Raw genomic sequence first — 12,064 nt, 5'->3', positions numbered from 1 at the left:
AAGATTGCTCTCAAGATGAGACTGTGAAATTTCCAGTTTATATTAAGTACAAACTCTAATCATAAATTTTATTTGTCTGCTGTATTACATACTCCAAATATAAGCTGTGCTTTACTTTTTTTACAACGTGAATGCATTTCATCACTTGTAAAACATCTTCATTTGAAAATAAACACACAGCTAAAAATGGGGTGGTAAAATGAAAAAAGCCTCTGCTATTCCGTTAGTTATCTCTCTATTCCTCTCTCATTATTCTTCTTTTAGTCTGGCCGCAGAGCCGCTTCCCAATGCCGCATCACTGGGACTGGAAAACTTAACTCATGATCTCTCACGACAGGAGTTATTTGTAAAAATCCTGGGATCAGATCTTTCCCGTGAAATGGAATATGACACGTTCGCAGTAAAAAAATACTTTAAATTTCCGACTGATGTCTCTTATGACTCGGTATTAAATCAACCGCGACCAAGTTCTTTATTTGGAGTGGATATCAGCCATCATAACGGTAAGAATTTTCCAATCGAACTGTTGGCAAAAAATAAGTCTGTGTTTCTGTATATGAAGTCCAGTCAAGGAACGCGTTATGTCGATCCCGAATTTTCCGGTTTCTGGCAACGGGCCGGGGATACGGAACGGGGGGTAAAATTACACCGTGGAGCATATCATTTTCTTTCCAGCGGCACTCCGGCAGACGACGCTGAAACATGGGGACGTAAGCAGGCGATGACGTTTGTTAAAATTATTAAAGCTAACGGGGGATTACGCGCAACGGATATGCCACCGGCGGTGGATGTGGAGTGGGATGTGGACTCATCAACGGGTAAGGATCGTTGGCAAAAGCGTAAACCTGCTGAAATTATAACGATGATCAAGGCGTTTACCGCACAGGTCGAAGCCGATTTAGGGCGTAAACCGGTTATCTACACTGCGCGAGCCTGGTGGAAAGATGCCGTTGGTGGGGAAAATAGTTTTGCCCAGGTTGCAGATCACAAACTGTGGCTGGCTGATTACTCTAATCAGGCTCAGGCCAGTGAAACCCCGCGTTCAATCAACCAGACAAAATGGGCGATCTGGCAGTTCACCGACGCAGCACAGCTTAATTTAGGATCGAGTAAGAAGTTTGATGCCAGTATTTATAAAGGTCCAATTGCTGAATTTTATACCACTTTGGGCGTGCAGGAATTTTAACTTATGAACAGACGATGGCTTACTTTATGTATATCAGTTCTGGGGCTATTCGTTGCCGGAATATCACAGGGAATATCAGATGCACGTGCAGATGATATTTGTAAAAATGGTGCAATGGTTCCTGATGAGTATTGTCGTTTTTTTATCCATTATGGGCCTGAGGCTCCTGGTAAACTGGATATCCGAATCAGTGATGCGTTAAAAATACCAGATCAGGATGCAGCGAAAACCCGCGCGATTGGGCTGATTATTTCAATTTAAAAATATCCACTGTTACATGCAGATATTCCAGCAGCTGCAGTAGACGGTCAAAGAATGGCTGATTTTCTTATTAATGGGCAAAAGTTTGATGAGGTTATTTTACTGAAAGATCAGGATGCGTCACTGGATAACATTAATTATTTTCTGAAAGAATATCTCCCTGCCAGAGGGATGATGTTTGATAAGAAAGCTCGCTTGTTAATTGCTTATTCAGGTCATGGGCGTTTTGGCACTCAAAATGGTAATTCTGATAAGGCACCGGCATTTGTTTTGAGTAATGCTACAGATATCGATGGTTCAAAAGGTATGTATGAAATGCCAGCTTTGAATGCTCAACTCAACATTCTGGCAAAGCGTTATTTCCATATTTTGACTTTAGTCAATGCTTGTTTTGGTTCAGGTCTTTTTGGCATGACAGATGGCGCAGGGAATTCAAACGCGTATAGTAAACCAGGTGCGTATGCGATAGCCGCTGGTGATGATAAAACAGAAGTTTATTCCCTGGAAAAAGATAAAGGCAGTGTATTTTTTGATAGCCTTATAAAAGGAGTTGCTGATGGCATTGCCGACGAACGCTTCGGGAAATCGTATATGGTAAAAATTGATGGTAAAAAGGAATACTACGCGGGCATTACCCGAACATTAAGTTTGTTTATCTATGTGAACGACCAATATATAAAAATCAATGAAAAACTGGACGAGGAAGGGAAAGGAATACATCTTAGTGATGCCTGGATAGGAGCAACAGAAAACCCAGCCGGACCGGGTGGATTCTTCTTTATTAACGATCCTGCGGTCAGTCATCTGGATAAAAAAACACAATTATCAGCCGGGAATGCAGATGAATTTACGAATGTTGATAAGACCGCATATTCTATTAAAGAACCGCCTACTGCGCCAGATGAACCAAAGAACAAAGATATAATACCTATTGAAATTCCTTATGGCCCCGTAAGTGCAATTCCCAACCGACCTGATATCCGTATCTTCAAAACACCGGATATTTACCCGATCAGTGGCCATGATATCTCGTCTAACGATGGCGAAATCGACTGGAAATTGTTTCAGGAGAAATCACCTGCGCGTTTTGTCTACGTGAGAGTGGTTGGCTGGAGAGGGCCAGACTCGTCGTTTAAGGCTCACTGGAAGCAATTAGCAGATTCAAAATTTGATCGCGGAGGCTATTTTAAATTTGATTTTTGCCGCACTCCTGAGGCGCAACTGGAAACAGCAAAAAGCCTGCTGCCTGAAGACCCGAAAATGTTGCCTCCCGGTATTTTACTGGTGAATCCAGAAGGTGAAGATACAACCCAACTGGCTTGTTTTAAAAAATCGGGAATGGTGAATGCACGGAATGATATTTTACGTTTTGCTGCCCTGATATATAAAAATTACCATAAAATACCAATATTTTATGGCAATCATAATAATTTGTCCCATTTCATGGACAGTCGGTTCGACCAGTATATGGTGTGGATGGGGTATTGGGGACAAGCTGGTGTGAAGCTTGAGGGGCGTAATCCCTGGACACTTTGGCAATATTCAGGAAACGAAAAGGTGCCGGGCATTGGTCACAGCACAGAGTCAGAAGTATTCTTTGGTACTGAAGAACAGTATGCCCAGTTTAAAGCGGGTGAGAATAATGTCGCTCTGGCTGCGGTAAATTGAGGTAATAAATAAAACCGGATGTCGAATATTATTATCGTCATCCGGTTTTGTTGAGTTTTATTTAAGCTGTTCGGGAGGTGTAATATTATCCATATACAGCGTCTGGCTGGGGAACGCAAAATCCGCGCCGTGCGACTGCACAATATCGATAATCTTCAAATAAACATCCTGCTGGGCGGCCAGCCATTCGGCCCAGACCGTGGTCTTAGTAAAGCAATAGACCATAATATTTAATGACGAATCGGCAAACTGGTTGAAATAAACCAGTAAGGTTTGTCGCTGGTCGATAGCAGGGTGATTTTTCAGCATCTCACGTACGGCTTCGACAATAGCCCCAACTTTTGCGGCATCTTCATAACGTAAACCAATAGTAGTGGTAATACGCCGGTTGGTCATTCGCCCCGGGTTTTCTACGCTAATGGACGAAAAAAGCGAGTTTGGTACGTACAGTGGGCGATTATCAAAGGTGGTGATTTTTGTAATACGCCAGCCAATTTCTGCTACTGTGCCTTCGATATTCCTGTCCGGTGAACGGATCCAGTCGCCAATACTAAAGGGGCGATCGAAATAGAGCATAATCCCGGAAAAGAAGTTACTCAGAATATCTTTACCGGCCATACCGACAGCCAGACCACCAATACCACCAAAGGTCAACAAACCGGAAAGGCTCATGCCGAAATGTTCGCCATAAAGCAGAACAATCACCACGATAATGCTGATTTTGATGATGCGCGACATAATCCGCGCGCTGGTGATATCTCGACCTTTTTTTATCTGTTGCCTTTCAAACTGATTAATCAGGAGAAATAACTTAACCGTCAGAATAAGCGCAATCAGTGACGTACAGATAAAATCGATAACGCCTGGGGTGATAAATTTGAGTTTGTAATTTTCAATAACATAATTAATGATGCTGCCGACAGCACTGATAATTATGGTGTAGATCAAAAATTGAACCGCATGGAATAAGAATCCTTTTCTTTTACGATTTCCACGACGAAACCAAAAGCTCATCAGAATCAATGCTGCGCAGCTACCGAAAATAATGACCAGATTAAGCGCATTATTTGTAAACAGTTCAGCGATCATTGTTTTATCAGGCTCCTCCAGATAATTGATGTCATGCCGGAAACCCCTGGCGGGGGTATTTTATCGCGATAATTCATTCATATCATCAATAGACAGGGAAGGAAGTAGCAACATTAGCGAATTTATCAATGGGTTGATGATTTGAACGACAACAATCTCGTGCTTTCGGGGCAGACAACGAGGAAATGTCATGATATTGTTACACACAAGTAACAAAGGGTTTATCTGCATAAGGATTACATCATGATCATGGCGAAGCTGAAGTCAGCAAAGGGGAAGAAGTTTCTCTTTGGTCTGTTGGCGGTTTTCATTATTGCGGCGTCAGTTGTGACTCGCGCGACTATCGGCGGTGTTATCGAACAATATAATATTCCGCTTTCTGACTGGACGACATCAATGTATGTGATTCAGTCATCGATGATTCTTGTTTATAGTCTGGTCTTTACTGTATTGCTGGCAATCCCGCTGGGAATTTATTTCCTCGGTGGTGATGAGAAGTAAATAAAAGAAAGGCCCGAGATATCGGGCCTTGCAAGTAATTGATAAACAATTAATCGTCTTCTTCGTCATCCAGTTCTACAGGCGTCTGGTACTGGTCAGGTTTAATCACCAGCAAATCGCAGCGGAGATGATCAATCACCTGTTCAGCCGTATTACCAAGGAATGCCGCAGAGATACCGGTGCGTCCCACAGTGCCAAGAACGACAATCCCCGCCTGCAGATGTTCGGCCAGATCTGGAATCACTTCTTCTGGCAGACCTTTTTCAACGTGCGTCATGTTTTCATTAATGCCGAATTTCTGCCGCAGGGCTTTCATCGCCAGCAAATGTTGTCCACGAATGGCATCGTTATAAATACTTGGATCAAATTCCGGCAGTTCAATGGCAATATTGATAGGTGTTACGGGGTAGGCGCCAACCAGATGGACTTCGGTGTGATTTACCTGTTCCGCCAGCTCGATCGTTTCTTTCACCAGTTTTTCATTGAGCGCATTATGATATGGCTCTTCACTGGCGAGATTCACCGCCACCAGCGCCTTACCACCTTCCGGCCACGGCTGGTCTTTCACCATCCACACCGGGCTTGGGCATTTGCGTAACAGGTGCCAGTCGGTAGGGGTGAAAATAACCGCTTCCAGACGGTCATGTTGGTGCGCCATTTTTAGCACCAGATCGTGCCCACTGCTAACCACTTCCTGAATGATGGCTTCGAAAGGACGGTTATGCCATACCACTTTAATTTCAATCGGGACGCCAGCGTTGAGATAATACTTTGCCTGCTCATGGATCCAGGCAGTACGCTGGCTGATGACGCCCTGACGCATCGCGGTACGTTCGTCCGGGGAGAGCAGGGTAGTCATTTCGTATGAGAAGTCATAAATCGGCAAAAAGGCTTTAATTTTGCCACCAATCCGTTGATGTAAATAAACAGCTCGCCGTAATGCCGGTTGATCGTCCTGGTTAGGATCGATAACAACGAGCATGTTCTGATACATAGCCATACAGGGTCTCCTTACAACAACTGTCAACGCAGTTTGTAATTAAAAGATTAACCCATATCTGGTGAATGAAACAGTGATGAACCTTCTGCCAGATCAATAAATCAGAAAAATTTAATGATATGACAGAAGGATAGTCGATTATGCGGAAAAATCAGGCTACGTTGCGCGTATGACCAGCAAGCTGAGCCAGCGCATCGTTATTTTCGATGGTGATGTATTTACCTTTGACCGCCAACATGCCGCTTTTCTGGAAACGACCCAGCAGACGACTGATGGTTTCTACCGTCAGGCCAAGATAGTTACCGATATCGCCACGAGTCATCGTCAGGCGGAATTCACGAGGGGAGAAGCCGCGTTGGGCAAAACGACGGGACAGGTTGTAGATAAAAGCAGCCAGGCGTTCTTCTGCATTTTTCTTCGACAACAGCAGGATCATGTCCTGATCGCCTTTGATTTCACCGCTCATCAGACGCATCATCTGCTGACGCAGATTCGGCATTTTACCAGACAGATCGTCCAGGGTTTCGAACGGGATTTCACATACCATTGAGGTTTCCAGCGCCTGGGCGAAACTCGGGTGATGACCGCTACCAATAGCGTCAAAACCTACCAGATCGCCTGCTAAATGGAAGCCAGTGATTTGCTCGTCGCCTTGCTCTGTGATGGTATAACTTTTAATCGTACCGGAGCGGATGGCATAAAGCGATTTAAGTTCATCACCAGCCTTAAACAGCGTCTGGCCTTTCTGAATAGGCTTCTTTCGCTCGATGATATTATCAAGCTGATCAAGCTCATGTTCGTTGAGTGTGAACGGGATGCAAAGCTGACTGATGCTGCAATCCTGGCAATGGATAGCACAACCGCCAGACTGAATGCGCCGTATAATTCGCTTTTCCGGGATCATAGGTCTGCTCAAGCCGTAATTGATATTTGTCAATTTTAACATCTTTTTAGGGAGCAAGTAAGTCTAAGCAAACCTTAACAGCGGAGAATTCCGATAATAGATGTAAATTTATGTCTATCCCTTTGAAAAGCTTTAAATTGTTAAGGGTAACTTTACATAAAACTGTGAAAAAATCGGCACAAATTGTTTAAGGTTTACAGTAGCAGATAGCCTTCATGGCGCAATAACCACTCTTTTCGCTGCACTCCGCCTGCATATCCTGTCATCGTGCCGTTTCGTCCAATAACCCGGTGGCAAGGGACGACGATGCTGATCGGATTAGAGCCATTTGCTGCGCCAACGGCACGCGCTGCACCTGGTCGACCCAGATATTCAGCCAGTTGACCGTAATGCATTACCTGCCCGCAGGGGATAGTGCGCAGTGCCTTCCAGACTTCGCGCTGAAATGGCGTGCCTCCCGTGGCGGTAGGAAGCGTATCAATAATGCTAAGATTCCCGGCGAAATAGTCACGAAGCTTGTCGCTTAAACCACCTGGGTTGGTGGCAGAAATGCGCTTATAACCTTCTTTGCGATAATGGATGTCCAGCAGCTGCACCATGCGTTCGCTGTACTCTTCCCATTCAACCGCCCGCAGACGAAATTGTTCATCGCAGATCACCCACAGCGGTCCCAGTGGCGTGGCAATTTTTTCTTCAAGTAATCTCAGCATCCGTTCTCTCTTAATACTTAAGACAAACGTGGGTAAATCCCCGAACCAATAGGCAGACCGATAAGATACCACGCCAGCAACATTAGCAGCCATACCACCAAAAAGATTAAGACTAACAAAGAGTAAGTAGCTGGTTTCGCGTCTGGTTTGTCGCAGTCTGGTAGCATAAAGCGATTTTTTGATTTTTCAGCCTGAAGAAATGAGGGCAATCCTTCACATGGATCGAGGCTGGAATAATTCCAGTCAGCGAAATTTTACCGAAGGCGACCTGTTATTTGATTCAGCAGCGTGATAGCCGCCAGGCACCACTGATCTCGTCATTCATCACCCAATCCCGGCGAGAATGTGGTTATTTACAGAGCTAAAAATGAATAAAAAAATAGAGCCTGTCGACATCCGCCAGACTCTACAGTACACACAGCAGTGCATCCGCGTCTTAAATCCGGCCTGGGTTCCTGGTGACCGGTGACAGTGTTATAACGGTTTTGCCCATCCGTTGCCAATTTTCTTCAGTGACAGATTTCACGAAAATATAAGTTAAATCATTCGTCTCGTGATTGCATAATCATGCATCGCTAATCGACTGGTAAATTTACCGGGCGAGTAACCCGTTCGACGCTTAAACATATTGCCGAACGATTCGGCTGAGGCATAGCCCAGACGATGGGCAATTTTGGCCAACGAATATCCATCATCAAGAAGCGTTACTGCAGAAATAACGTGCATTTGCTGAACCCAGTGGCGAAATGTTAATCCCGTTTCTTTAACAAATAAGCGCATGAGTGTACGGCTACTGACGTTAATTTTATCCGCCAGATTATCCAGTGTTGGCAGATACCCTTGGTTGTTTAGCAAATTCTCACAAAGCTGCTGTAGCCGCTCATCATTTGGCCAGGGGAGTTCAAGTGACATTTTCACCCCCATTTTTATTTCCTGAAGTATCAGTGTCTCGAGGGCTGAAAAACGTAACTGTTGTTTATCTGTGGTATTTTGCGACGGTGGAAGTTGGTTAATTGCAATTAGTAATTCCCTTAACAGGGGTGAAATACCGGTCATGAAGCAAACTTTTCCCAGCGTTTCACTTTCCGCTTCTGAAACCAGTACGGTTTTTAAAAGTACGTTGCCCGTCGCAACAAACTTATGCGGCATTTGTGGAGGCAGCCAAAGCGCGCTGCTGGCATGGACTAGCCAGACGCTTTCTCCAGCCCATACACGAACGACGCCTTCAGCCGGGTAAAGCAACTGGGCATAGAGATGTTTATGCCAGGGAACTGTGCCTCCATTCAGATGTTCCGAATCCAGTCCGATAATGTGATGCCCTGGTGATGCTTTGGGTTGCAGTGTGATTGTCATTTACAGTAGGTATTTTGTCAGAAATCATCAAATAAGCCATGTTAAATTTTAAATATGACGTATGCAAGTTTCCGGATATATACGGTGTAAAGAGTGATGATAATTTCTAAAAAACAGCTTATTGGGGTGGTTGCGATCGGTATTCTTTTGGCTGGCGTTGTCTTTTTTATCTGGTGGGTAAGCAAAGGAAGATTTATACAGACGACGGATGATGCTTACATTGGTGGTAATATCACCACGGTGGCAAGTAAAGTTTCTGGTTATATTTCTGCTATAGAGGTGCTCGATAATCAGAGCGTAAAAAAAGGCGATATTATCCTGCGTCTCGATGATCGGGATTATCGTGCAAATGTCGCCAGGCTTGAGGCAAAAATAAAAAGTAGCAAAGCCAATCTCGAAAGTATTCAAGCCACTATTGCGATGCAGCAGTCGATAATTCAAAGTGCCAGTGAAACATGGCAGGCAGTAAAACATGAGGCGCAAAAGCGCCTGCGAGATACTGAACGTTATGAAAAACTCGCACAATCAGCGGCAATATCGCAACAAATTATTGATAACGCCAGGTTTGACTACCAGCAGGCCGCAGCAAAGGAGCGCAAAGCCGCGAACGATTTCCTGGTGGAGAAGCAACGGCTGGCGGTTTTATCTGCTCAGGAAGAAAATGCACGTGCGAGTATCGAAGAAGTTCAGGCCGCTCTGACTCAGGCACTACTGGATCTGGAATATACCCTTGTTCGTGCGCCGATTGATGGCATTGTCGCAAACCGCAGCGCCCATACAGGCAGTTGGGTGGAGGGCGGCACATCGTTAGTTTCACTAGTACCAGTCAGTGAGTTGTGGGTTGATGCAAATTTTAAAGAAAACCAAATAGCGGGAATGAAGCCTGGAATGAAGGCTGAGATCCGCGCAGATGTGCTCAAAGGGAAAGTGTTCAAGGGCTATGTTGAGAGTCTCGCCCCAGCGACAGGTGCCAGTTTCAGTTTGATCCCGATAGAAAATGCCACCGGAAATTTTACCAAAATTGTCCAGCGTGTTCCGGTACGGATTGCCTTTGACAGGCCAACAGAATTAAAGCAACTCCTTCGTCCGGGGCTGTCAGTCACTGTTAGTATTGATGAAAAATGATGATGGGGATGGCTATGCGTAAACATATTGCCTTCGCCAGTATGTGTATTGGGTTATTTATTGCTCAGCTTGATATTCAAATTGTTTCGTCATCCCTAAATGAAATAGGTGGTGGTCTGTCCGCAGGTAAAGACGAAATGGCCTGGCTTCAGACCAGCTATTTAATTGCTGAGATTATTATTATTCCGCTCTCTGGGTGGCTGTCACGGGTATTTTCCACTCGTTGGCTTTTTACGCTATCTGCGGGAATATTTACTTTAATGAGTATCGCTTGTGGTCTTGCATGGAATATTCAGAGCATGATTTTGTTTCGTGCTTTACAGGGAGCTGCTGGCGCATCCATGATCCCTTTAGTTTTCACGACGGCATTTATTTATTACCAGGGCAAAGAGTTGGGGTTGGCTGCTGCGGTAGTCAGTGCGCTGGCCTCATTGTCACCGACGCTAGGGCCAACTCTGGGGGGCTGGATCACTGATAACCTCGACTGGCGATGGCTATTTTATATCAATATATTACCGGGCATATATTTAGTTTTGAGTATTCCTTTTCTGGTTAATTTTGATAAACCTGATCTCTCTTTACTGAAAGTTGCTGATTATCCTGGTATTATCCTGTTGGCTCTGACACTAGGATGTCTGGAATATACCCTTGAAGAAGGAGCGCGCTGGGGATGGTTGAATGACAATACTATTTTGCTGACATCAGTTCTGGCATTGGTGAGTTTTACTTTATTTGCTGCGCGTACACTTACAATATCCAATCCGATCATGGATCTTCATGCTTTTAAGGATAAAAATTTTACGCTGGGATGTTTTTTTTCTTTTTCTGGAGGAGTTGGGATATTCTCTACTGTATATTTAATACCTGTATTTTTGGGGCGGGTTCGCGGATTAAATGCCGAAGAGATAGGTTTTGCCGTTTGCACAACAGGTATCTTCCAGTTACTTTCTGTTCCCTTTTACTTCTGGTTAACTAAAAAAATAAATCTGCGATGGCTGTTGATGGCGGGGCTGGGGGGATTTGTGTTTTCAATGTATCTTTTTACCCCTATAACCCACGAATGGGGATGGCAGGAGTTACTGTTTCCACAGGCCATCAGAGGGATTTCGCAGCAGTTTGCGATGGCTCCCATCGTAACATTAACGCTGGGAAGAATTCCCAAAGAACGGCTGAAGTTAGCCTCAGGTGTATTTAATTTAACACGTAATCTTGGGGGCGCGATTGGTATTGCCCTGTGTGGCACTATTCTCAATAACCGAACTAATTTTCATTTTTTGAGAATGGGTGAAAAAATGGTTTCTGTTCCCCATACGGTGAATGACTTCATTTCCAGAAGTGCTTTATTTTTTAATCGCAGTGGAAGTGACCAGACATCGGAAATACTGGCTTCAACCAAATTGTTGAGTCAATTGATGTTGCGGGAGGCACAAACTATGGCATTTTCGGATACCTTTCTGCTAATTAGTGGTCTGTTACTCATCGCATTTATGTTGACTCCTGCGATGAACAAATCACCCTGATCGGATGCCTGTGCTGAATTAAACCCGGTCTAAACTGTTCGATACTGTCACCAGGCTAGTATAAAATGCCCCGCCTGTGCAGACACCAGCAGGTATGGAGCAAAGTATTGTTTCAATCTGTGAAGTGAACGATGCAGCAAATATCAGATGTGTGAAGGTGCATAGGAGGTTACATGAACCTTGACGACAAATCGCTGTTTCTTGACGCCATGGAAGATGTCCAGCCACTGAAGCGCGCTACAGATGTCCACTGGCATCCAACGCGTAACCAACGTGCGCCGCAGCGTATCGACACGCTGCAACTTGATAATTTCCTTACTACTGGATTTCTCGACATCATCCCGCGAAGCCAGCCGCTGGAGTTTCGGCGGGAAGGGCTGCAACATGGGGTGCTGGATAAGTTACGCAGCGGTAAATATCCGCAGCAGGCCAGCCTGAATCTTCTACGTCAGCCGGTGGAAGAGTGCCGCAAAATGGTGTTCATTTTTATTCAACAGGCATTGGCGGATGGTTTACGTAACGTGCTGATTATTCATGGCAAAGGGCGGGACGATAAATCGCACGCCAACATTGTTCGCAGCTATGTGGCGCGCTGGCTGACTGAATTTGATGATGTCCAGGCATATTGTACCGCGCTACCGCATCATGGCGGCAGCGGGGCGTGTTACGTCGCACTCCGTAAAACGGCGCAGGCGAAGCAGGAAAACTGGGAGCGCCACGCTAAACGCAGCCGTTGATCACGGGACG

Annotated in this window: 11 protein-coding genes and 3 pseudogenes; 8 read left to right on the top strand and 6 right to left on the bottom strand. The window is 45.0% G+C overall.

Features of this window, described 5'->3' with window-relative positions; genetic code table 11:
* Positions 1–199 precede the first annotated feature (199 nt).
* The 3 genes from RGV86_RS02770 to RGV86_RS02760 are packed head-to-tail and all read left to right on the top strand — an operon-like array spanning position 200 to position 3,115.
* The gene (locus RGV86_RS02770) at positions 200–1,186 is read left to right on the top strand and encodes a glycoside hydrolase family 25 protein (RefSeq protein ID WP_085460745.1); all 987 of its coding nucleotides are present in this window, start codon (positions 200–202) and stop codon (positions 1,184–1,186) included.
* Positions 1,187–1,189: 3 nt separating this feature from the next.
* Entirely contained in the window at positions 1,190–1,447 is a 258-nt protein-coding gene (locus RGV86_RS02765; RefSeq protein ID WP_309508419.1) for a hypothetical protein, read from the top strand.
* Positions 1,448–1,501: 54 nt separating this feature from the next.
* A complete protein-coding gene (locus RGV86_RS02760) occupies positions 1,502–3,115 on the top strand; it encodes a glycoside hydrolase family 25 protein (protein ID WP_373921661.1) in 1,614 nt (537 codons plus the stop codon).
* 57 nt (positions 3,116–3,172) lie between these two features.
* Here RGV86_RS02760 and ynaI read toward each other — a convergent pair whose 3' ends face one another.
* A complete protein-coding gene (ynaI, locus tag RGV86_RS02755) occupies positions 3,173–4,204 on the bottom strand; it encodes a low conductance mechanosensitive channel YnaI (RefSeq protein WP_000559884.1) in 1,032 nt (343 codons plus the stop codon).
* Between the two features lie 243 nt (positions 4,205–4,447).
* Here ynaI and RGV86_RS02750 point away from each other — a divergent pair, with 243 nt between their 5' ends.
* Complete coding sequence (locus RGV86_RS02750) at positions 4,448–4,705, top strand: DUF2534 family protein (RefSeq protein ID WP_000605087.1); 258 nt, start codon at positions 4,448–4,450, stop codon at positions 4,703–4,705.
* A gap of 49 nt (positions 4,706–4,754) precedes the next feature.
* On the opposite strand, the gene uspE is transcribed toward RGV86_RS02750, so the two are convergent.
* The 4 genes and pseudogenes from uspE to RGV86_RS02730 form a co-directional block, all read right to left on the bottom strand.
* Positions 4,755–5,705 carry a universal stress protein UspE gene (gene uspE, locus RGV86_RS02745; RefSeq protein ID WP_085460744.1) on the bottom strand — a complete coding sequence of 317 codons (951 nt, stop codon included), beginning with the start codon at positions 5,703–5,705 and terminating at the stop codon, positions 4,755–4,757.
* A 151-nt stretch (positions 5,706–5,856) separates the two neighbouring features.
* Positions 5,857–6,609, bottom strand: coding sequence for a fumarate/nitrate reduction transcriptional regulator Fnr (gene fnr / locus RGV86_RS02740; RefSeq protein ID WP_000611911.1), 753 nt, complete (start codon positions 6,607–6,609; stop codon positions 5,857–5,859).
* Positions 6,610–6,803: 194 nt separating this feature from the next.
* The gene (ogt, locus tag RGV86_RS02735) at positions 6,804–7,319 is read right to left on the bottom strand and encodes a methylated-DNA--[protein]-cysteine S-methyltransferase (protein WP_000945016.1); all 516 of its coding nucleotides are present in this window, start codon (positions 7,317–7,319) and stop codon (positions 6,804–6,806) included.
* 17 nt (positions 7,320–7,336) lie between these two features.
* Positions 7,337–7,468: pseudogene (locus RGV86_RS02730) on the bottom strand (hypothetical protein); the annotation flags it as partial.
* Positions 7,469–7,488: 20 nt separating this feature from the next.
* Here RGV86_RS02730 and RGV86_RS02725 point away from each other — a divergent pair.
* Positions 7,489–7,684 (top strand): annotated as a pseudogene (locus RGV86_RS02725) (LysR family transcriptional regulator); the annotation flags it as partial.
* A gap of 172 nt (positions 7,685–7,856) precedes the next feature.
* On the opposite strand, the gene RGV86_RS02720 reads toward RGV86_RS02725, so the two are convergent.
* On the bottom strand, positions 7,857–8,672 hold the full coding sequence (locus RGV86_RS02720) for an AraC family transcriptional regulator (RefSeq protein WP_000156571.1): 816 nt from the start codon (positions 8,670–8,672) through the stop codon (positions 7,857–7,859).
* A gap of 96 nt (positions 8,673–8,768) precedes the next feature.
* Here RGV86_RS02720 and RGV86_RS02715 point away from each other — a divergent pair, with 96 nt between their 5' ends.
* From RGV86_RS02715 to smrA, 3 genes and pseudogenes are all read left to right on the top strand, one after another.
* Entirely contained in the window at positions 8,769–9,797 is a 1,029-nt protein-coding gene (locus RGV86_RS02715; protein WP_000587193.1) for an HlyD family secretion protein, read from the top strand.
* 2 nt (positions 9,798–9,799) lie between these two features.
* Positions 9,800–11,258 (top strand): annotated as a pseudogene (locus RGV86_RS02710) (DHA2 family efflux MFS transporter permease subunit).
* 232 nt (positions 11,259–11,490) lie between these two features.
* Positions 11,491–12,054, top strand: coding sequence for a DNA endonuclease SmrA (smrA, locus tag RGV86_RS02705; protein ID WP_001046841.1), 564 nt, complete (start codon positions 11,491–11,493; stop codon positions 12,052–12,054).
* Positions 12,055–12,064: the final 10 nt, after the last annotated feature.

It is taken from the genome of Escherichia ruysiae (genome assembly GCF_031323975.1).
In the GTDB taxonomy this organism is placed as follows: Bacteria; Pseudomonadota; Gammaproteobacteria; order Enterobacterales; family Enterobacteriaceae; genus Escherichia; species Escherichia ruysiae.
The sequence above is the reverse complement of the archived record's forward strand: the minus strand, read 5'-3'. Positions and strand labels throughout refer to the sequence as shown.